At 38.4% G+C, this 20,428-nt stretch carries 20 protein-coding genes; 8 read left to right on the top strand and 12 right to left on the bottom strand.

Translation table 11 applies throughout. The annotated features are described in order from the left end of the window. Positions 1 to 87: 87 nt before the first annotated feature. From MUW56_RS02765 to MUW56_RS02740, 6 genes are all read right to left on the bottom strand, one after another. Positions 88 to 1,122 carry an aminoglycoside phosphotransferase family protein gene (locus tag MUW56_RS02765; protein WP_292011750.1) on the bottom strand — a complete coding sequence of 345 codons (1,035 nt, stop codon included), beginning with the start codon at positions 1,120 to 1,122 and terminating at the stop codon, positions 88 to 90. Next, positions 1,113 to 2,021 (bottom strand): sugar phosphate nucleotidyltransferase, encoded by a 909-nt coding sequence (locus tag MUW56_RS02760; protein WP_292011749.1) that lies wholly within the window; start codon positions 2,019 to 2,021, stop codon positions 1,113 to 1,115. The genes MUW56_RS02765 and MUW56_RS02760 overlap by 10 nt, the downstream gene beginning before the upstream one ends. Next, complete coding sequence (locus MUW56_RS02755) at positions 2,011 to 3,408, bottom strand: Gfo/Idh/MocA family oxidoreductase (protein WP_292011748.1); 1,398 nt, start codon at positions 3,406 to 3,408, stop codon at positions 2,011 to 2,013. The genes MUW56_RS02760 and MUW56_RS02755 overlap by 11 nt, the downstream gene beginning before the upstream one ends. A 265-nt stretch (positions 3,409 to 3,673) precedes the next feature. Then, positions 3,674 to 4,747, bottom strand: coding sequence for a serine hydrolase (locus tag MUW56_RS02750; protein WP_292011747.1), 1,074 nt, complete (start codon positions 4,745 to 4,747; stop codon positions 3,674 to 3,676). A 59-nt stretch (positions 4,748 to 4,806) separates the two neighbouring features. After that, a complete protein-coding gene (locus MUW56_RS02745; RefSeq protein WP_292011746.1) occupies positions 4,807 to 5,502 on the bottom strand; it encodes an AIM24 family protein in 696 nt (231 codons plus the stop codon). A gap of 31 nt (positions 5,503 to 5,533) precedes the next feature. Continuing rightward, positions 5,534 to 6,229 carry a hypothetical protein gene (locus MUW56_RS02740; RefSeq protein WP_292011745.1) on the bottom strand — a complete coding sequence of 232 codons (696 nt, stop codon included), beginning with the start codon at positions 6,227 to 6,229 and terminating at the stop codon, positions 5,534 to 5,536. A 175-nt stretch (positions 6,230 to 6,404) separates the two neighbouring features. Between MUW56_RS02740 and queA the strand changes: the two genes are divergently transcribed. From queA to MUW56_RS02715, 5 genes are all read left to right on the top strand, one after another. Beyond that, complete coding sequence (gene queA, locus MUW56_RS02735; RefSeq protein WP_292011744.1) at positions 6,405 to 7,454, top strand: tRNA preQ1(34) S-adenosylmethionine ribosyltransferase-isomerase QueA; 1,050 nt, start codon at positions 6,405 to 6,407, stop codon at positions 7,452 to 7,454. A gap of 69 nt (positions 7,455 to 7,523) precedes the next feature. Beyond that, a complete protein-coding gene (rlmN, locus tag MUW56_RS02730; RefSeq protein ID WP_292011743.1) occupies positions 7,524 to 8,558 on the top strand; it encodes a 23S rRNA (adenine(2503)-C(2))-methyltransferase RlmN in 1,035 nt (344 codons plus the stop codon). Positions 8,559 to 8,632: 74 nt separating this feature from the next. Continuing rightward, a complete protein-coding gene (locus MUW56_RS02725; RefSeq protein ID WP_292011742.1) occupies positions 8,633 to 9,583 on the top strand; it encodes a sterol desaturase family protein in 951 nt (316 codons plus the stop codon). A 383-nt stretch (positions 9,584 to 9,966) separates the two neighbouring features. After that, positions 9,967 to 10,845: a hypothetical protein gene (locus tag MUW56_RS02720; protein WP_292011741.1), complete on the top strand. Its 879-nt coding sequence runs from the start codon at positions 9,967 to 9,969 to the stop codon at positions 10,843 to 10,845. A gap of 72 nt (positions 10,846 to 10,917) precedes the next feature. Then, positions 10,918 to 11,895, top strand: a complete 978-nt coding sequence (locus tag MUW56_RS02715; protein WP_292011740.1) for a polyprenyl synthetase family protein — start codon at positions 10,918 to 10,920, stop codon at positions 11,893 to 11,895. Between the two features lies 1 nt (position 11,896). Here MUW56_RS02715 and MUW56_RS02710 read toward each other — a convergent pair whose 3' ends face one another. Next, a complete protein-coding gene (locus MUW56_RS02710) occupies positions 11,897 to 12,190 on the bottom strand; it encodes a hypothetical protein (protein WP_292011739.1) in 294 nt (97 codons plus the stop codon). 138 nt (positions 12,191 to 12,328) lie between these two features. Between MUW56_RS02710 and MUW56_RS02705 the strand changes: the two genes are divergently transcribed. Beyond that, entirely contained in the window at positions 12,329 to 14,761 is a 2,433-nt protein-coding gene (locus MUW56_RS02705; protein ID WP_292011738.1) for a thiamine pyrophosphate-dependent enzyme, read from the top strand. Positions 14,762 to 14,864: 103 nt separating this feature from the next. On the opposite strand, the gene MUW56_RS02700 is transcribed toward MUW56_RS02705, so the two are convergent. The 3 genes from MUW56_RS02700 to MUW56_RS02690 form a co-directional block, all read right to left on the bottom strand. After that, positions 14,865 to 15,281 (bottom strand): carboxymuconolactone decarboxylase family protein, encoded by a 417-nt coding sequence (locus MUW56_RS02700; RefSeq protein ID WP_292011737.1) that lies wholly within the window; start codon positions 15,279 to 15,281, stop codon positions 14,865 to 14,867. 258 nt (positions 15,282 to 15,539) lie between these two features. Beyond that, complete coding sequence (locus MUW56_RS02695) at positions 15,540 to 16,145, bottom strand: hypothetical protein (protein WP_292011736.1); 606 nt, start codon at positions 16,143 to 16,145, stop codon at positions 15,540 to 15,542. A gap of 101 nt (positions 16,146 to 16,246) precedes the next feature. Further along, positions 16,247 to 16,630, bottom strand: coding sequence for a helix-turn-helix domain-containing protein (locus MUW56_RS02690; protein ID WP_292011735.1), 384 nt, complete (start codon positions 16,628 to 16,630; stop codon positions 16,247 to 16,249). Positions 16,631 to 16,797: 167 nt separating this feature from the next. On the opposite strand from MUW56_RS02690, the gene MUW56_RS02685 reads away from it, so the two are divergent. Next, positions 16,798 to 17,859: an NADH:flavin oxidoreductase gene (locus tag MUW56_RS02685; RefSeq protein ID WP_292011734.1), complete on the top strand. Its 1,062-nt coding sequence runs from the start codon at positions 16,798 to 16,800 to the stop codon at positions 17,857 to 17,859. Positions 17,860 to 18,063: 204 nt separating this feature from the next. On the opposite strand, the gene MUW56_RS02680 is transcribed toward MUW56_RS02685, so the two are convergent. After that, positions 18,064 to 18,225 carry a hypothetical protein gene (locus MUW56_RS02680; protein WP_292011733.1) on the bottom strand — a complete coding sequence of 54 codons (162 nt, stop codon included), beginning with the start codon at positions 18,223 to 18,225 and terminating at the stop codon, positions 18,064 to 18,066. Positions 18,226 to 18,478: 253 nt separating this feature from the next. Beyond that, positions 18,479 to 19,681 carry a C1 family peptidase gene (locus tag MUW56_RS02675; RefSeq protein WP_292011732.1) on the bottom strand — a complete coding sequence of 401 codons (1,203 nt, stop codon included), beginning with the start codon at positions 19,679 to 19,681 and terminating at the stop codon, positions 18,479 to 18,481. A 219-nt stretch (positions 19,682 to 19,900) separates the two neighbouring features. Between MUW56_RS02675 and MUW56_RS02670 the strand changes: the two genes are divergently transcribed. Further along, positions 19,901 to 20,419 carry an RNA polymerase sigma factor gene (locus tag MUW56_RS02670; protein WP_292011731.1) on the top strand — a complete coding sequence of 173 codons (519 nt, stop codon included), beginning with the start codon at positions 19,901 to 19,903 and terminating at the stop codon, positions 20,417 to 20,419. The last annotated feature ends 9 nt before the right edge of the window (positions 20,420 to 20,428 follow it).

Below are 20,428 nucleotides of genomic sequence, written 5' to 3'. Positions count from 1 at the left end.
TCGGGTTATTTAGTGAGTGAGGTTGAGAGTCAAAGGGGTGAGGCTGTAAAAATATAGTATGTAGTAAGAATCACAGGAACCTAAAAACTACTCACTTCCCAAATATTCTCTCAACCCTTTCAACAGTTGCAGCTGATTTTTAGTCCGGTCCAGATTATGTTCAGGATATTTCGTAGAATAATAAACACTTCCATTCAGGTAATCCGTTAAAAAACGAAGCTCCTGGATATAAATGGCGACTTGTGCGGCATAATCAAGATTACCGGATTCTTCGGGGGTCAGTTTTTCCTTTAAATAGAATAGGAATCCTTCTTTTACAGCCCTATACATTTCAGGGTTGAAATTGTTTTGGGCACTTCCATCATCTTCATGTGTTGTATTGGTATAGGACTGGATCATCGTTCCAAAATCATATAGAAGAGTAGAAATCATCATGGTATCCAGATCAATTACAGCTAGCGGATGATGATTTTGATCGAAGAGGATATTGCTGATTTTTACATCTGCATGGATGATTCTTTTGGGAATTTGCTTTCTTTTCTCCATTTCAATCCATTGATCAGGTAAGGACAGAAACTGGTTGGTGATTTCTATTTCAGCCTTTGCATTTTCTCTTAAATGAGGGGCTGCATCTTTTAGTGAGCTTTTATAATCTGCAATCCTTTTCTCAAAATTGAGGAAATTGGGAAGAGTATCTTCAATGGGCGGCAGCTTTTCAGTATTTACGGTGGTAAGGAAATAACTAAAGGTTTTAGCTGCTTCAAAAGCCGTCTGTAAAGATGGAGCGGTAAGAAAGGTCCTGCTGTTTTCTACAAAACTTAGCATGCGCCATGGCTGGTTATCTGAATCTTTTACCAGAAGTTTATTGGCAAGAGAAGGGACAGGCTCTATAATTTGAAATTGATAGTTATTTGACCTGAGAATTTCGTTAATTATCAAATGATTATTGATGATGGTCTCCGGCTGTTTGAAAACATGATTGTTGATCTTTTGCAGGATAAACTTTTTCCCGAGATCTTTATCTTCCAAAAGATAGGTTGTATTGATCAGTCCGTCAGTAATAGGGGACAGGCTGTAGTTATCTGTGCCGATAAATTGAATCACAATATCGTTTAGTTCCATAAATTTTCCGGGTATCTGTTCTTTTGTATTTCTGAGGTCAGAAAATCTTTAATATTCTTTTTGTCATCCGCATAGGTAACCCCCATCCATTGTGAAGGGGAAGCTTTTACCATTACTTTTACTCTTTTTTCACTTATCATCCTCTGTACGGCAGAAGGAATATAAAATTCCTGGTTGGGCAAAGGTCCGGACTTTATAAAATCATGGAAATAGGTTTCCAAAGCACTGAAAATGACGGGGTGAAAAATAAAAAAATTCATTGATACCAACGTGTCGGGTGCTATTTCTATAGGGTTTCCGTTTTCAGTATAGATGATCGAATTATTTACCCTCTGAATAGAGGTTTGTTCTTCCACTTTGACCAGATAATTTTCAGGGTCTAAGGTACAGATTCCCCGGGCTACCGTTCCGTTGCCGCTCAAAGTAGTGCTTACCGGATAAGCGGCCATACCGAACCGCGAATCTGTAATATGATGATGTTCAATTTCTTCAGCAGCCAGTGGGTAAGCTTCTTTTCCGTAAAAATCATCTGCATTGATCATGACAAAAGGCTCCTGTACGGCGTCCTTTGCACAGAGAACGGCATGGGCGGTTCCCCATGGCTTCTTTCGCTCCGGATAGTCAAGATCATACATACGAATACTGTCTATTTCCTGATATACCCAATGCAGTTCAAATCCTTTTGTTTCTGAAATGGTATTGAGCCGTTCTATATAACTTTGGGGAATAAGCCTGTTCACAATAATGACCACTTTCCGGAAGCCGGCTTCCAATGCGTCAAAGATGGAATACTCCAAAATCGGAGATCCGTTACCGAGTATTCCATCTACCTGTTTAAGACCTTTATAACGACTGCCTAATCCGCCTGCTAATATGAGAAGTGTTTTTTTAGAACTCATCGGTCATTCCAAATACAGGTTTACGGGTTTTCCATTTTCCGTTGGTGAAATCAGGAATCTCAACAACCTGGCCGCCTTTGGCAATCGATTCTTCGCTCAGCGGAGTGATGGAGTACCATAAAGCAAGATCATAGACATCCATTGGGAATTCTATATTTCGCTTGATACATTCAATAAAGGTATTCATGACAAAGAAATCCATTCCGCCATGTCCTGCCCCTGCAGCGGTACTTTCAAATTTTTTCCACATCGGATGATCATATTCCTTCATCCATTTTTCCGTATTATCCCAACGGTGGGTATGGTTCATTGTTTTTTCAAAATAAATATGCCCCTGGTTGAATTCTCCCCATCCGAAATCCTGCCACAGTCCCTCAGTTCCCTGAACACGGAATCCTAAATCATAAGGTCTCTGTAAGCTGGTGTCATGGGTTAAAAGGATCGTTTCACCGTTGGCACAGGCAATTTGCGTCGTGACAATATCTCCCTGGTTGAATTTTACCTTGGCATTGGGATGGTTTTCTCCTCCTTTGGGATGCTCAACAATATATTTATGCAGCCCGACAGATTTTGAGGAGAATGATGAAAGTCTTGTTAAGCGGTTTCCTCTGTTAATGTCCATCATCATCGCCACCGGGCCCAATCCATGGGTAGGATAAAGTTCTCCGTTACGTTTTACATAATGTTCGGTTCTCCATTTAGCCTCACTGAAGCCCTTCTCTCCAAATTCGGCTCCGGAATTATAAGGGTTTACCCCGTCATTGAAAAGTACACCTCTCAAATCATGCTGATAGCCGCCTCTTCCATGAACCAGTTCTCCAAACATTCCTTTACGAACCATATTCAGGATGGCCATAATATCTCTCCGGTAACATACATTTTCCATCATGAAAATAGGAACTTTCGTTTCCTCGTATACTTTCACAAATTCCCAGCAGTCCGACAATTTTATCGCACCGGAAACCTCCATGCCGACAATTTTTCGGGCACGCATTGCTTCCACCCCCTGCGTAAGATGCCATTCCCACGGAGTAGCAATCACTACAGCGTCTATTGTTTTTAATTTTAAAAGATTCCGATAATCATATTCGCCGTTTGAAAACTCCTGAGCAGCAGCTTTGTTATTGTCTTTTAATATTTTTTGAGAAGTGGAAAGCATTCTTTTATCCGGATCTGCAAAAGCTACAATTTCCACATCATTTCGTTTTGCCAGTAATTTCACATGTTCCTGACCACGAAGCCCCACACCGATAAAGCCGACACGTACTTTTTTATCTGTTTTAAAGTCATTCGAATAGGCAAATAAAGAATTGGGTAAAACCAATGCCCCAAAGCTTGCCAAAGCTGCTGTTTTTAGAAAGTTTCTACGGGAAGTACTATTGTCCATCTATTTTTTTTCTAAATATATTAAAACTTTTGCAAACAGCGATAGAATGGGAGCTGCGAGTTCAAGGATCAGAGAGTAATAGAGCGAAAAAGGTAATGGTTGGCGGCTAAGAATAATGCTGGAAATGGAGAATGTTAAGCGATGATCTACTCATTGAGGTTGACAATAATTTTAAAATTGAGGGGTACGTTATATTTAAATGAATATTGAACTGGCAACTAAAATGACCGGCAGCTCCAAAATAATAAACGCCAGCAAATAAAAACTACTGCCCGTAATAAGCCGCAATCACGTTTTCTCTCATTTTATTCAAATATTTGATGGCTTTCGTATTGGAAAGAATGATGACGGTAAGTCCCTTATCGGCTAAATGCACCCAATTGGCACTGTGCCCGTATCCTTCTCCCTGGCGCTCTACAAACAATGTATTTACTGAGCCGAATTTTTTAGGATATACCCAAAAGCCAAAAGCGGTATCTTCAAGTTTTTTATCAGGAGTAATCATGGTTTCCAGCGTACTTTTATAAATCAGGGTATGATTGAATATCGCCTGGTCAAAGAGGAGTAGATCTTTAGGAGTAGAGTACATGGCCCCGGCGGAATAAAAATTGTCAATATAGGTATTGGTAGGCATATGAAGGGAAAATGGATCTGTTTCGTCAGCAGAATAGCCTTCATCGAGATTGGTAATAATGTCATTATGATGCAGAAATCCGGTGTCCTGCATTTTGAGAGGAATTAAGATCTGTTCTTTGAGGACTTCTTCAAAGGACTTGTTGTATATTTTTTCAATGATCTTTCCCAGCAGAATAAAATCACCATTGTTATAGCTGAATTTTGTACCAGGTTGATCAACCAGTTTTTCAGAAAGAAATACAGAGATAAAATCGTCCAGCCCCCAGATGGTATTGTCATAAGCCTGATGAATGAGTTCCGGTGAGCTGATGTCTTTATTTTCCCTCCCGCTGCTGTAGGTAAGCAGGTTCCTTATGGTTGCCTTTTTTGCAGCTTCCCCTTTGTATTCAGGATAATAAGTTGCGATAGGAGCATCGAGATTGATTTTTCCTTTTTCATAAAGCTGCATGATCAGTACCGCAGTAAAAGTCTTGGTAAGAGAGAAAATAGGGAACCGGGTTTCATCCGAAAAAGGAATGTTATAATGCCTGTTGGACAGACCTTTGTAAGTAAGTAATTCAATTTTACCGTTTTTTGCCACCAGTACAGATCCGTTGAAATTATCTTTTTCTACAGAGGAGTCAATAACTTTTTCCACTTTCTGTATCTGTGGATAGGCCATACTTATTACCATTAACAGAAATCCTGACAGTATATTTTTCATAGGTTGGCAGCTTTATGTGATCAATGAATTACTTACTTCAAAGATAGAGGTTTACGGGATTATTTCTCCATAAAATAAACTTCTTCATAAGGCTGGATCAATACCCATCCGTTGCCTGAAAATTTCATCTGGAATTCTTCACCGCTTCCTCTTCCGATAAGGCTTTTGAAAGAGACATTGGTTTTCAGTTCCGGGCTGAGGTTTCCGGACCATGCAACGGTAGCATTAGGATCTGTGAAAACAGGCGTATCAGGAGTTACCAGTAAGGTCAATGGATCTCCGTGAGTGGTAATCGCAATATGCCCCGTTCCTGAAAGTTTCACCTGGAAAAGTCCGCCGGACATCATTCCTGCAATACTTTTAAGCATGGTAATATCACTTTTTATACTCTGCTCATGGGCCAGCACATCATTGCCGTTCACACATACTGACTCATTATTCAGATAAAGGATACGCACTTTCTTTCCGGAATCTGCAACATATAATTTTCCGGTACCTTCAGCTTTCATCAGTTTGCTTCCTTCACCGCTGATCGCTTTTTTCAAAAGATTACCGATACCTCCCGCCAGCATTCCCTGCCTTTCAAAGTTGATACTGCCTACATAGCTTACCATGCTGCCTCTTTTCGTCCATACAGACTGGTTGTTAAGATTAATTTCTAAAAGATGTTTGGTTTCCAGTTCAAAATAATCTCTTTGCTGCGGATTTTCTTTCGTTTCGTTGATAAAGGCTTCTATTGAATATTTGCTCATCATTAATATTTTTATATTTTTAATTTTTATACTGTTATTGTTTTAATTTGTCGAGTTTATATTCCCTTTTGTTACTTTTAGGATTCAGATCCACAAATTCATACTCTTCAAAGTTGGCAAGTCTATCTTTGAATATTTCAGTCGCTTTTTCCAGTGACCAGGTTTTAGGATAATGAAACCCTTCGAACTCTACATTGAAAATCTGTGCCTTGAAATCATGTGAAAACTCATCATCCCCGGCGTAGGTCAATGCTATTTTACCAGTCCATGTCATATCATATCGATTGTTGTCTCTTTTTGAAAATTGTATCTTATGGCCTGCACAGCTGTCATGACCCAGCAGATAAATACTGAAGGCAACATCATCATCATCGAAATGTTGTTCAGACGGAAGGTCGTTACTGAAAAGATCATTTTTAACAACAGCATCGAAATCCAGTGCTTCATCCAGGCTGTTAATTCTGATTCCTCTTTGTTCACCCCAATAATTTGATGATATAGTACAGGTGTGATAGTTTCCCCATACTATTTTGGAGTTCCAATCAGGCAGATCTTCGTTTTCTTCTTCGTTGTTTTGATCATCATTTGCGTAATAATTTTCAGTTTTTAAATGAAAATCAAACCAGATAAATCCATACTCATCAATCCGCCCGCTCCAGTTGAACGTTTCAATGGTATGACCGTCAGGATACGGATTATCAATAAAATATATTTTACTTATAGGTTCCATGCTGAATTTTAAGGTATTCAAAAATAATATTTTTAAGCCTTAAAACTCCCCATAAAATCACGCTTTTACATTTGATTGTAAATAATACTTGACAAAGGGGTATTCAATGTCGTATATTTGCACTCCGAAAATTACACCTTGTAATTTCAATAATTTTTAAACCGTAATTTAAAAAATGAAAACATCAGATTTTAATTTTGATCTTCCTGCGGAATTATTAGCAGAACACCCATCAGAGCACAGAGATGAGGCTAGATTAATGGTTCTTGATAGAAAAACACAAACTATCGAGCACAAATTATTCAAAGATGTAGTGGATTATTTTGATGAGGATGATTTGTTTATCTTCAACAATACTAAGGTTTTCCCTGCACGTCTTTACGGAAATAAAGAAAAAACAGGAGCCAAAATCGAAGTTTTCTTATTAAGAGAACTTGATAAAGAAACCAGAGTTTGGGACGTTTTGGTAGATCCTGCAAGAAAAATCAGAATTGGTAACAAATTATTCTTTACTGAGGATGAATCTTTGGTAGCTGAAGTTATCGATAACACAACTTCAAGAGGAAGAACGCTAAGATTCCTATTCGATGGTTCTTACGACGAATTCAGAACGAAATTAAAAGAACTGGGAGAAACTCCACTTCCAAAATATATCAAAAGAGCGGTAGAGCCGGAAGATGCTGAAAGATACCAGACCATCTATGCAAAAGTAGAAGGAGCGGTTGCTGCCCCTACAGCAGGCCTTCACTTCTCCAAGCATTTGATGAAGAGATTAGAGATCAAAGGAATCAATTTTGCTGAGGTAACGCTTCACGTTGGATTAGGAACTTTCAACCCGATTGAGGTAGAAGACCTTTCTAAGCACAAAATGGAATCTGAAGAGATCATCATTGATGAAAAAAATGCAGCGATTATCAATAAAGCCGTAGAAACTCACAGAAGAGTATGTGCAGTAGGTACTACCACAATGAGAGCGTTGGAAACTTCTGTTTCTTCAAACAAAAAGATCTCTGCTTTCAACGGTTGGACGAATAAATTCATTTACCCGCCTCACGATTTTGGAGTAGCGAATTCAATGATTACCAACTTCCACACGCCAAAGTCTACATTGATTATGATGATTGCAGCATTTGCAGGAAGAGATTTCGTAATGCATGCTTATGAAGAAGCCGTGAAAGAAAAGTATAAATTCTATTCTTACGGTGACGCAATGTTAATTCTATAAAAAGATATTAGGTAATAGGTTGCAGGTAGGAGTTACCTGCGACCTGAAGCCTAAAATCTACAACCTACAATGAAAGATATCCGTACATTATCACTGGACCAGCTTAAAGACTACTTTGTCTCTTTAGGAGAAAAACCGTTTCGTGCGAAACAGGTCTATGAATGGCTATGGAGCAAAAACCTCCATTCTATTGACGAAATGACGAATCTTTCCAAATCACTTCGTGAAAAAATTTCGGAAGAATATACCATTAACCCTGTTTCCGTAGATCTTCTTCAGAAAAGTTCTGACGGAACCATCAAAAACGGGGTGAAACTTCATGACGGACTGATGGTGGAGTCTGTTCTTATTCCAACAGAAACAAGAACTACAGCCTGTGTATCCTCACAGGTAGGCTGCTCGTTAAACTGCGAATTCTGTGCTACAGCAAAACTGAAAAGGATGAGAAACCTGGAAGTGGCAGAGATTGTAGATCAGGTAGCTCTTATTGACAGCCAAAGCAAAATGTATTTTGACAGACCTCTTTCCAATATCGTATTCATGGGAATGGGTGAGCCGATGATGAACTACAAAAATGTAGTGGAAGCCATCAAAAAAATCACTCAGCCGGAAGGACTTGGAATGTCGCCAAGAAGAATTACTGTTTCTACATCAGGAATTCCAAAGATGATCAAAATGCTTGCAGATGACGAGCTTCGTGTAAAACTGGCGCTCTCCCTTCACTCTGCCATTGAATCAAAGCGTAATGAAATTATGCCTTTCTCTGATAAATTTCCATTAACGGATATTATGGAGTCTCTTCAATACTGGTATCAAAAGACAGGTTCAGTAATCACTTTTGAATATTGTGTATGGAAAGGGATCAATGATGGGGATGAAGATATCAAAGCTTTGATCAAATACTGCAGACAGGTTCCTTCTAAAGTGAATCTTATTCAATATAATCCGATTGGGGATGGTAAATATGACCAATGCAACAAGCAGGCAGAAGAAAACTATATCCGTCAGCTTGAAAATGCCGGTATTACCGTAATGGTAAGAAGAAGCCGTGGCGGTGATATTGATGCAGCATGCGGGCAGCTGGCGAACAAAAACTCAGATTAAAATTTCCTTAAAAAAAGTTAAAATCTTCTTAAAAAAAGGGCTTAAAATCCTACCTTTGCGTAAATTATTTTGCGATGATGGATTTTTTTATGAATGAGGACGGGTTAGAAAGTGTTTATGCATGGGCTATTCCGTTACATGCGACAGTAATTTTAGCTGAAATGATTTATAGCCACGTTTCAGAGGCTAAACTATATAGCGGGAAAGACGTTGCAACGAATGTTTATCTGGCATTGATGAACTTTGGTCTTGACCTTATCATGAAAGCTTTTGCAATGGGGGTGATGTTTTTCTTTTACCACCATAGGCTGTTCTCGTGGGATTTTACGATCTGGTATTGGCTGATCTGCTTTGTCATTACAGACTTTGCTTACTATGTATTACATTATGTGGACCATCGTTCCAGAGCATTCTGGGCCGTTCACATTACCCACCATAATTCTGAATTCTTTAATCTGACTACAGGGTTTCGAAGCCCGGTATTACAGCCTCTTTACAGATATTTATATTTTTCACCGTTGGCATTCTTAGGATTTAATCCCTGGCATATCATGGTCGTTTATGCCCTTGGACAGGTATATGGAACATGGGTGCATACACAGACGGTAAAAAGTATGGGATTCTTGGAACATATTCTGGTCACCCCTTCTCATCACCGTGTACACCATGCTTGTAACATCAAATATCTGGATAAGAATATGGGGATGTGCCTGATCATCTGGGACAAACTGTTCGGAACCTTTGAGAAAGAAGACCCGAATGTTCCGGTTAAATACGGGATTTACCCAAAAATGCCGGACAACAAACCGGATACCGTCCTTTTATATGAATGGAGAAAAATCTGGAAAGACCTTAAGCAGCCCGGATTAAAATTTACAGATAGAATCAACTATATTTTCAATTCTCCGGGATGGAGACATGACGGAACTGGAAAGACGGTGAGACAATATCAAAAAGAGTATTTTGCAAAGCAGGCTAAAAAGAAAGAGCAGCAGCAAGATCAAAAAGAACAGAAAATTGCTTAACTTCTAAGTTAATTTTAATAAAAATCTATTGAGAAAAACGGGCTTTTTAGCCCGTTTTTCTGTTTTATGAGGTTATCTTTTTCAACGCTTCGTGCCAGCAGAGAAATCTGTGGAATTTAAACCACCCCCGGCAAATCGAAGATTTGCCGCCCCTCTGGAGGAGGGGAATGGCTACCCATCGAATGTGGAAAAATAGCCGGGATAGGTAAACGAAAAAGAGAATAAGGCTGAGGAAGGCAATAGAAGAAATTACTAAAAGATCAATTTGTAAATTAGCTTATTCGCCTTTATCCATTCTCAAAAGCTCAGCCCCGTACTCCGCAACCTTTTACCGGAACCCCCGCATCTTTTATGATGTAAACTGAAAATCCTATTTTTGCACTATGAAAAAAATCTTTCTGATTGTTGCCTTTATCGCCGGCCAATCCGCCTATTCGCAACAGGCCGATTTCCTTAAAATAAAAAAATACAGAGTCAGTTATTTAGAGGATAACATAAAAGAAACTTCCGGATTGAGTCTGTTTAACGGTAAACTATACACCTTTAACGACAGCGGAAATACTCCGGAATTATTTGAGATCAGTAAAACATCTGGAGAAGTCCTGCATACCTTAAAAGTTGAGGCCAAAAATACAGACTGGGAAGCACTGACGAATGACGGAACGCATTTTTATATCGGTGACTTTGGAAACAATGACGGAAGCAGAAGACACCTGAAGATCTTTAAGGTTCCTTTTAAAAATGACAGTTTACAAAACAGCGGGCTTACAGAAATACCATTCCATTATCCGGAACAGACGGATTATATATCCGATTATTTCAACACCGATTACGATGCGGAAGCCATGGTGTATGCGCATGGGAAAATCCACCTTTTTACGAAGGAATGGGCCTCAAAGGCAACGGTACATTATGTGATCGATCCCGAAGTGTACGAAAAGCAGGATGCAGTAAAAACAGAATCCTATAAAACCAATTTTATGGTAACGGATGCTGCTTATTTTGATAAAAAATTATATCTGATAGGGTATACCAAGAAAACGGAAGTCTTTTTGGATATTTTTACAGAGACAGAACCAGGTATTTTTTTTACAGAAAGACCGAAGCATTATTACCTGGGAAGCTCTATATCAATCGGGCAGATTGAGGGAGTTGCCGTAGATGAAACAGGAATATATATCTCCGGAGAAAAATTCAAATCACCACTAGGAAGTACTAAGCCGTCATTCTATTTTATTCCAAAAGACAAACTCAAAGATTAATTTCTCTTAAAATTGAGCGAAAAAAATTATCTTTGTGAGAATTAATAATTATTCACCCAGCATTTGTAGATTGTGGCAAATACAGTAGAAGAGATTAAACGACCGATCAATGATGAAATGAAACTTTTCGAACAGAAGTTTTATGAATCAATGCAGAGTAAAGTAGCTTTATTGGATAAAGTAACCCGTTTTATTGTTACCACAAAAGGAAAACAGATGCGTCCGATGTTTGTATTTCTTTGTGCCAAGCTGGTAGGGGACGTTACTGAAAAAACATACCGTGGAGCGTCTATGATCGAGTTGATTCACACGGCTACCCTGGTACACGATGATGTGGTGGATGAAAGTTTCAAACGCCGTAATTTTTTCTCGATTAATGCGTTATGGAAAAATAAAATTGCGGTTTTGGTAGGGGATTACCTGTTGTCAAAATCCGTATTGTTATCTACCGACCATAAAGATTATGATCTGCTCAGTGTGATTTCCAGAACGATCCGTGAGATGTCTGAAGGAGAGCTTCTTCAGCTTGAAAAAGCCAGAAAACTGGACATCACCGAAGATGTTTATTATGAAATTATCCGTCAGAAAACAGCAACATTAATTGCTGCCTGCTGTGAGATTGGAGTTCTTTCCAACAGTACAGATGAAACGCTTGCCAAAAAAATGCAGGATTTCGGAACGTATACCGGAATGGCTTTCCAGATTAAAGATGACCTTTTTGATTACTTAAGCTCCAATGTGATTGGTAAACCTGTAGGAATTGATATTAAAGAGCAGAAAATGACCCTTCCTTTGATCCATACGCTGAAAATAGCCGGTGAAAAGGATAGAAAATATTATTTTGATACCATAAAACGTTATAATAACAATCCCAAAAGAGTAAAAGAACTGATTGAGTTTGTTAAAAGTTCAGGCGGGTTAGAATATGCGATCAAGGTGATGAAAGATTTTCAGCAGAAAGCGAAAGACCTCCTGAATGAATTTCCGGATTCTGACGCCAGAAAATCATTACATATTATGTTGGATTATGTAATTGAGCGAAAATTTTAAATCAAATTATTTTTACCGTTACAATAACTACAGCTAGAACTATACAAAATAAAGCGATTAAAAATAAATAATCCGCAATAGTCTCAAACTTAATTTCCCTCTTTTGTTCTTTAGTCCTGATTGCCAGGAATGAGAAGAAACAGCTGCATGCAAAAAGCAGGCATGCCAGTCCTGCAAATTCGTCCAAATAGGTATTGCGACTGATTTTAGAGATTTTTAATGAAGTAATAATAATCAATGAAAATCCTAAAAGATTGCTGGATGCATTAAGGATATGAGGTGATTTTTTTTCCATCTTTTACAATTTTTTTCAAAATAAAGCACAATTTTTTTTATTATCAAATTTTTAATAAAGATTATTAAAAATTAAAATTAATTTAAAAAGTGTATATTAGCAAAATACTTGAAGAATAAAAAACTTTTATACTTAGCTATGCAAACAACCTATATTGAAACACAGCAAATATCCTTTCAAGATTTTAAAAATCAGATACTTGAAGATTACAAGTTAGGAAGGATCTCTCGTGAAATGTCTTATCTCGGAAGGAGAGAAGTTCTCACAGGAAAGGCTAAATTCGGAATTTTTGGGGATGGTAAGGAACTTCCTCAGCTGGCAATGGCGAAAGTTTTCAGAAATGGAGACTTCCGTTCAGGATATTACAGGGATCAGACTTTTGCATTAGCAGTCGATGCTTTGACCGTAGAAAGTTTCTTTGCACAGATGTATGCAGATACAAGCGTGGAAAGAGAACCGGCTTCAGCTGGAAGACAGATGAACGGGCATTTCGCAACAAGAAGTTTAAATGAAGACGGAAGCTGGAAAGATCTTACAGCGCAAAAGAATATTTCTTCCGATATTTCTCCTACTGCAGGTCAGATGCCAAGATTATTAGGATTGGCTCAGGCTTCTACCATTTATAAAAGTGTAAAATTTGAAGGTTCTGAAAAATTCTCCAGAGAAGGTAACGAAATTGCCTTCGGAACCATTGGTGATGCTTCTACAGCAGAAGGCCATTTCTGGGAAACTTTAAATGCAGCATGTGCACTTCAGGTTCCCATGATCGTTTCTATCTGGGATGACGGATACGGAATTTCAGTTCCAACAAAAAATCAGAGAGCAAAAGCTGACATCAGTGAGATGTTAAGCGGTTTCCAAAGAAAGGAAGGTGAACAACAGGGATGTGAGATCATCCAGGTGAAAGCTTGGGATTATCCTGCATTATTGGATGCGTATGCAAGAGCTGAGCATTTTGCAAGAACAGAAAGTATTCCGGTGGTGGTGCACGTGATCGATGTTACCCAGCCCCAAGGACACTCTACTTCAGGATCTCACGAAAGATATAAAAATGAAGAGCGTCTTGCATGGGAAGCAGAATTTGACGGATTGGCAAAATTCAAAGAATGGATTCTGAACTATTCTATCGAGATCGATGGAAAAGAAGAAGTTATTGCTACTGCTGAAGAATTGGATGCCATTGATGATGAAGCAAAAAAGAAGGCTAAGGCCGGGCAAAAAGCAGCCTGGGATAACTACCAGAAATCTATTGCAGATTTGATTCAATCTATCTTACCTTTGGTAGAAAACCTTAAAGGTCAGAATACCGAAGTTGAAACGTATATCTCACAATTCAATACATTAGTTTCCAAAGCTAAAAAAGATATTTTCCACTTGGTAAGAAAAGCTTTACTGGCAACCAGAGGAACGAATTCTGCAGAAAGAAAACAATTGATGCAGAAATACAATGAAGTAGCTGAAATTGAAAAAGACAATTATTCTTCCCACTTATATTCTCAGTCCCAATGGAAAGCTGAAAATGTGAAAGAAATCAAACCGGTCTACTCGGATCATTCTGAAGAGGTGGACGGAAGAGTGGTAATCAGAAATAATTTTGATAAAATTTTCTCAAAATATCCTGAAACCTTGATCTTTGGAGAGGATACCGGAAATATCGGTGACGTAAACCAGGGGTTGGAAGGAATGCAGGAGAAATATGGCGCATTACGCATTGCTGATACAGGGATTCGTGAAGCGACCATCCTTGGACAGGGAATCGGAATGGCGATGAGAGGTCTTAGACCAATCGCTGAGATTCAGTATTTAGACTATGTTCTTTACTGTCTTCAGGGAATGAGTGATGATCTTGCAACGGTACATTACAGAACAAAAGGAGGTCAGAAAGCACCTCTAATCATCAGAACAAGAGGTCACAGACTGGAAGGAATCTGGCATTCAGGCTCTCCAATGGCAGGAATTCTGAACCTTTCAAAAGGTATTTTGGTATTGGTTCCAAGGAACTTAACCAAAGCGGCAGGATTCTATAATACCATGCTTCAGACTGACGAACCTGCGATTATCGTAGAATGTCTGAACGGATACCGATTAAAAGAAAAGCAACCTGACAACTTAGGAGAATTCACGGTTCCAGTAGGTAAAATTGAAGTCACGAAAGAAGGAAAAGACGTTACTTTGGTCACTTACGGTTCTACATGGAAAATTGTAACAGAAGCAGCCAACGAACTGGAAAAGCTGGGGATTTCTGCAGAAGTAATTGATATTCAATCATTAATTCCATTTGACTTATCACACGAAATTGCTGAAAGCGTTAAGAAAACGAACAGATTGGTCGTGATCGATGAAGATGTGGAAGGAGGGACTACCGGATTTATCTTACAGCAGATCTTAGAAAAGCAAAAAGCATTCAGATACCTGGATTCAGATCCGCTGACCATTTCTGCGAATGATCACAGACCTGCGTATGCAAGCGATGGAGATTACTTCAGCAAGCCGTCTGCAGATGATATGGTAGAAAAGATCTACGCCATGTTTAACGAAAACAATCCTCAGAAATATCCTGCGATATTCTAATGGGACTTAAATAATACAGCAGCGGGCTTTCAGATTTCTGAAAGCCCGCTGTTTTTATATAAAAAAGGAAATCCGTGATAGTCCAGGATATAATTTGAATTCCTCAATCCTCCTCCGCTAAAGTGATCCGTAGTTTATTTAAAGTATTCATTAAAGTTATACTTGCGGTCAGCTCTACAATTTCCTGCTTAGTGAAAGATTGGGCTAACTGCTCTTTGATTGTATTCCAGTCATCATTATTATTAAGCACAGCTTCTGCCCAGCTTAAAGCAAGTTTTTGCTTGGAATCAAAGACATGGGTGTGCTTCCAACCCGGAAGCCTGTTGATGAGGTCTTGTTCAAAGCCAAAATTAAGCAGCTCTTTAGCATGATAGCTGCAACAATAAGCAGATCCGTTAATTTGAGATACCCGCAGTTCAACCAGAGCGATTAATTTTTCATCAATTCCGGATTTTCTAATACTGTTGTGGGCTCTGTATAGATTTCCAATGGTTTCTTTTGCAATTTCTTTGTAATTCATAATGAAATTTTTTCTGCAAATTTGCATCAGAAATGGTTTTGAACCTATATACTTACCTTTTTGAAAGTTAAGATAGCTGGAAGATGGAAGAGAGAGGCTGGAAGTACTACTGGCCATGTGGCCTCTGATAGTTTCATAAAATGAAGTGAATGGCTTTTAAAAAAGATGAAAAGCCGGGATATACCTGTTCTGTAACCTTATTAGCTTCGCTCTCTATCCTTTATTCAATTCGGAAGCCCTTGCTCCAAGCTCAGATAACTAATAAAATTGTTTTACACTTTCAATGGCTCCAGTTTCCTGGTCAACAAATAAATAAACGCATCCGTCATCAAACAGGTCACAGTTTTTAATTTCGATCTGTCCTAAAAAGAATAAAGGTTTGTTGTCTTTAATGGGCCAGTTAGGGTTTTGGACCCATTCAGGTGGTTTTGTCAGGTATTTAAAAAGTTCAGTATATCGCTGCTTTATGTATTGTTTTTGATCAGACTTTGAAAGTTTTTTGTCTCTGGGTAAAATATATTTTTCAATAAAGCTTGCTTCAGCAGCTACATATCTGGGACTTGTCCTGAGAATAAGATCATATTCATCAGTATACTTTGTAGATGGAGTTATTTCAATTCCGATTGTTGAAAGAAACAGTTTGATTGTTCCATGAGCATTTAATCTGCCTGTAGTACTCTTATAATCCTGTTCAGCTAAATACAGAAATGGAGAAGTATTTTGTAAATAGGTTCCCTGCCAATTAATGGACGGATCCGAAAGAAGTTTTTCTAACTCCAGATTTGTGTAAAGCTGTTGTTCAAAGTTTTTGTCAGAAAGTTTACCTTCAACAAAGTCTTTTAAAATTTGTATTTCGTCTGACATCTTTAATATACAGCTTTTCTATCAAATGTACGGGTTATCTTTTCTAACTTACACAGAGTTCTTTGAAATCAGTTATCTATTGATTGGAAAAAGAAAGTAACTCAGACCTTAGCCGCTTTTTCCTTTTCTTTTTTCAATACACTACACTGCTCAGACTGTAGTCCTTTAACCTGGTATTTCGCTTCCCATTCTTCCAGTAAATATAAAATAGGCAGTAATGCCAGTCCTTTTTCTGTAAGAGAATATTCTACTCTCGGAGGAAGTTCTTTAAATTCTTCGCGGATAACCAGACCGTCGTTTTCCATCTCCCTTAGCTGATCAGTCAGTACCTTCCTGGAAATAACATTAATACGCACTGCCAGTTCTCCAAAACGCAACTTCCTGTCTTTAATTACCAGAACAATAATGGGTTTCCATTTGCTTCCCAAAGCGGCCATTGCCTTACCCAGAGGGCAGCTGTATTGCATTAATTCATTCTTTTTCATAGAGAGATCTTTATTTTAAAATATCATATGGAACCGGAGTTTCATATGTTACTTTGATGTTACTAATGTAAGTTACTGCGAAGTTACCACTATTTTTTCAATGAAAGATACAAAAATGAACTATTATTAGTTACTTTGTGTAACAATTATAAAATATAAATTTAAATATGAGCACATCATCATTATTTAAACCGTTTCAATACAAAAATTTACAGCTTAAAAATAGAATCGTAATGGCTCCGATGACCAGAGCACAATCTGATAATGGAGTTCCTACACAGAATATTGCAGACTATTATGGAAGAAGAGCCGCTTCAGAAGTAGGATTGATTCTGTCTGAAGGAACTGTGATCAACAGACCGGGATCAAAGAACTTACAGAATATCCCGGATTTCTACGGAACAGAAGCCTTAAACGGCTGGAAAAATGTAATTGATACCGTACATCGTAACGGAGGTAAAATGGGGCCTCAGATCTGGCACGTAGGTGATACAAGAATGTCAGAAGACTATCCTTTGGTTCCAATGGAAAAAGCTTCAACGATGACCATTGAAGATATTCAGGATACCATTGCTCAGTTTGCAGCCTCTGCAAAATCAGCGAAAGACCTTGGTTTCGACTGTATTGAGATTCATGGGGCTCACGGCTATCTTATCGACCAGTTTTTCTGGGAAGTAACCAACACAAGAACAGATGAGTACGGCGGTAAAACATTAAAAGAAAGAAGCAGGTTTGCCGTTGATGTCGTTAAGGCGATCAGAGCAGCAGTAGGAGAGGATTTTACGATTATCATCCGCCTTTCACAATGGAAGCAGCAGGATTATAAAACAAAACTGGCTTTTACTCCCAATGAAATGGAAGACTGGTTACTCCCATTAAAAGAAGCGGGAGTGGATATTTTCCACTGTTCTCAACGCCGTTTCTGGGAACCTGAATTTGAAGGGTCCGATTTAAACTTTGCAGGCTGGGCTAAAAAGATTACTGGGCAGCCCACTATCACAGTAGGATCAGTAGGGTTGAACGGGGATTTTCTTAATGCTTTTGCCGGTCAGGGAACAGAGAAAACAGACCTTACAGAATTGATCAGAAGACTCGATCAGGAGGAATTTGACCTTGTTGCAATAGGACGTGCTATTTTACAGGATTACCAGTGGGTAAAAAAGATCAAGGAAGGAAATACGGAAGAACTTCTGGACTTTTCAGCAGAAAGTATGGGGGTATTATTTTAATGGGAATGGTGAGGTAAATAGTCAGTTTTGCCGCGCAAATGGATAATGCTGTAGAAATGGAGAGCGAAGCGGATTCACTGTTGGCCATTACCATAATCATCATAATTCACTTTATTTTATATTTAATTTTTTCACCTATTTATTAAAAACCCGGCTTTCAGGATTTCCTGAAAGCCGGGTTTGATTTGTCTTAGGATCTGATCTCTAGAATGTACAGCTGGTACTGTCCGGTTCACAGGTCCAGTACGCAGGAATACCACCTTCAGCCTTATGATGGCATGCAATGGTTCCTTCCGGGCATAACGGAGCATTTCCTCCGTGGATTCTCTTTAAATCTGATTTTGCTAATTTTTTTAGATTTTTCATAGGTAATAATTTGTTGGTGCTTGCAAATATAATATTTTTTATACATGTTGTACTGTTGGAGAGGAAATAACTAAGTCATAGGATACCTTGAAAAATTAACCTGCTTCTCTCATTCCTACAGGCGCATGATCTGTTGTTCCCCTTTTAGCACGAATAAAAACAAACCCGCTCCTGAAATTTTCAGGAGCGGGTTTTTAACAGATTTAAATATCTAAAACTGCCATTTAGTATAGGGCAGAAGTGATTTCATTGCTTATAAACCAATGTTTTTAGTAGGTTTCAACTGCTTTAAAATGCTTTTTGGAATTGCCTTTTTATGAACCAGAATAGCTGTTGATTTATATTCCACATAAGGCCTTGTCACATAAAGATATCCCGCGAAGTCATTGGTTACTCCCCAAGAATTTTTTACCATATAATATTCTTTACCCGTCTGGTCTTTAGCCAAACCTACGATATGCATTCCGTGGTCATCCGTGGTAGAAAGATTGTTAAGGGCTTTCTGACGCATATCTTCTGTAATGGTTTTATCCTTTTTAGGCTCAGTAAACAAAGTCTGTTTGTTGTCTGCATTGATCTGGTCCAGATCAATATCAGGAACATAAGCTACTCCATTTTTATATGAAAAATAAGGTTCGGAAACATCTGTTGCCCAGCCTACAGAATATCCTTTAGTCACTGCATTGTCAATGATGGCCGTAAGGTCTTTCATCGGTACATTCCAGTCAGAATCGTGGCTCCAGTTGTCAGGAATCGGAACTACGAATTTTTGGTAATATGGATAGTCTTTGTAAGAAGATAATTCTACATAATCATCAGGATTGATCCCCACTACTTCTTTAGCAAATGTTTTCGGACTGTAGTTTTTTCCTTCATACGTAAAGTTAGCAGGTACCTTTCCTAAGTATTCATCAAGAATGGAATCTACAGAACTCATCCAGTTGTCAGAAAGTTTTCCTTTGGAAGAAGCCTGAACAAGGCTGTCTAAAACGGGCTTTAACTTCCCCTGCATTTCCTTGAAATTGTTCAGCGTTTGTCCGGATTTCAATCCTGTATACACATCCTGAGGAACAGCTCCGTATTTTTTATACATATTGACAACATCGTGAAGTTCCCCTCCGTCGCCCCAGCTGATAGCTCCGTTATTTAAAACATATAACTTCGCTTTATCATGATATGAATTTCTGGCTGTAAAAATTTCAGCAAGATCTACAGGTTTTTTGCCCATTCTCTGCATTTCAGATTCAAGGAAAGAGTTCCCTGAGTAGCTCCAGCACGTTCCTGATGAACCTTGGTTCTTTACAGAAGTGGCTCCCACATCTTTGAGGGTCGTGAACTGAAAATTAGCATTTTGTGATTGGTTGTTTTTTAACTTATTGATTAAGTCATCTTGGGCAAACATCATACTTCCTGCAGACAAAACAAAAAGTAATGATGCCATTTTCGCATTTTTCATTACTATAAAAAGATTATTTGTATTAATAGTCGTTACTACTAAAGATTTGTTACAGCAGGAAAAGTTAAATTTGGAAATAAAAAAAAGTGAAAATAAAAATGGTAAAAGGCAAAATTGCTTAAAAGCAAATGATCCTATCCGTACTTTCACTCAAAAAAGTTTACCATGTTTCCAACCCAAGTAAAAGTTTCTGCATCTATCATAGTATAACTCCTGACTATGGAACGAGAATTATTATTAGAATGCCAGCGTAACGACCGCAATGCACAGCGGAAAGTTTACGAGAGAATGGCGGGTAGGCTGTATTCGGTCTGCAGACGCTATCTGAAAAATGATGAAGATATTGAAGAAGTATTGGCCGATACCTTCTACAAAATTTTCACGAAGGTAAGCCAGCTTCAGAATCCTGAAACTTTTGAAGCCTGGGCAAGAAAAATTGCTGTTAACGAATGCCTGCAGAAACTAAGGTCTAATAAAACTATGTTTATTTCCTTAGAAGAGAACTTTATTGATTCTTCAGAAGGGAATACAGAAAATATTTCTTTTGAAAAAGATCTCCTGGGTCTGCTGAATTTCCTCCCGGAAGGGTGCAGGGCAATATTTAATCTTTTTGCTATTGAAGGATATCCGCATAAAGAAATTGCCACAATGCTTTCCATAAGCGAAGGAACATCAAAATCCCAACTCAATGTTGCCAGGAAAAAACTACAGGAACTTTTGATGAATCAAAACATTTAAACTTTTACA

It is taken from the genome of Chryseobacterium sp., from assembly GCF_022869225.1.
Lineage (GTDB): Bacteria > Bacteroidota > Bacteroidia > Flavobacteriales > Weeksellaceae > Chryseobacterium.
This window is presented reverse-complemented; position numbering and strand designations above follow the sequence as displayed.

Excerpts from the sequence above, each read along its gene's own strand:
- MUW56_RS02740 (WP_292011745.1), bottom strand. The coding sequence starts at position 6,229 with ATGGAACCTATAAGTAAAATATATTTTATTGATAATCCGTATCCTGAC.
- MUW56_RS02690 (WP_292011735.1), bottom strand. The coding sequence starts at position 16,630 with ATGAAAAAGAATGAATTAATGCAATACAGCTGCCCTCTGGGTAAGGCA.
- MUW56_RS02710 (WP_292011739.1), bottom strand. The coding sequence starts at position 12,190 with ATGGAAAAAAAATCACCTCATATCCTTAATGCATCCAGCAATCTTTTA.
- MUW56_RS02680 (WP_292011733.1), bottom strand. The coding sequence starts at position 18,225 with ATGAAAAATCTAAAAAAATTAGCAAAATCAGATTTAAAGAGAATCCAC.
- MUW56_RS02765 (WP_292011750.1), bottom strand. The coding sequence starts at position 1,122 with ATGGAACTAAACGATATTGTGATTCAATTTATCGGCACAGATAACTAC.
- MUW56_RS02760 (WP_292011749.1), bottom strand. The coding sequence starts at position 2,021 with ATGAGTTCTAAAAAAACACTTCTCATATTAGCAGGCGGATTAGGCAGT.
- MUW56_RS02720 (WP_292011741.1), top strand. The coding sequence starts at position 9,967 with ATGAAAAAAATCTTTCTGATTGTTGCCTTTATCGCCGGCCAATCCGCC.
- MUW56_RS02705 (WP_292011738.1), top strand. The coding sequence starts at position 12,329 with ATGCAAACAACCTATATTGAAACACAGCAAATATCCTTTCAAGATTTT.
- MUW56_RS02700 (WP_292011737.1), bottom strand. The coding sequence starts at position 15,281 with ATGAATTACAAAGAAATTGCAAAAGAAACCATTGGAAATCTATACAGA.
- MUW56_RS02755 (WP_292011748.1), bottom strand. The coding sequence starts at position 3,408 with ATGGACAATAGTACTTCCCGTAGAAACTTTCTAAAAACAGCAGCTTTG.
- MUW56_RS02685 (WP_292011734.1), top strand. The coding sequence starts at position 16,798 with ATGAGCACATCATCATTATTTAAACCGTTTCAATACAAAAATTTACAG.
- MUW56_RS02725 (WP_292011742.1), top strand. The coding sequence starts at position 8,633 with ATGATGGATTTTTTTATGAATGAGGACGGGTTAGAAAGTGTTTATGCA.
- MUW56_RS02695 (WP_292011736.1), bottom strand. The coding sequence starts at position 16,145 with ATGTCAGACGAAATACAAATTTTAAAAGACTTTGTTGAAGGTAAACTT.
- rlmN (WP_292011743.1), top strand. The coding sequence starts at position 7,524 with ATGAAAGATATCCGTACATTATCACTGGACCAGCTTAAAGACTACTTT.
- MUW56_RS02745 (WP_292011746.1), bottom strand. The coding sequence starts at position 5,502 with ATGATGAGCAAATATTCAATAGAAGCCTTTATCAACGAAACGAAAGAA.
- MUW56_RS02670 (WP_292011731.1), top strand. The coding sequence starts at position 19,901 with ATGGAACGAGAATTATTATTAGAATGCCAGCGTAACGACCGCAATGCA.
- MUW56_RS02675 (WP_292011732.1), bottom strand. The coding sequence starts at position 19,681 with ATGAAAAATGCGAAAATGGCATCATTACTTTTTGTTTTGTCTGCAGGA.
- queA (WP_292011744.1), top strand. The coding sequence starts at position 6,405 with ATGAAAACATCAGATTTTAATTTTGATCTTCCTGCGGAATTATTAGCA.
- MUW56_RS02750 (WP_292011747.1), bottom strand. The coding sequence starts at position 4,747 with ATGAAAAATATACTGTCAGGATTTCTGTTAATGGTAATAAGTATGGCC.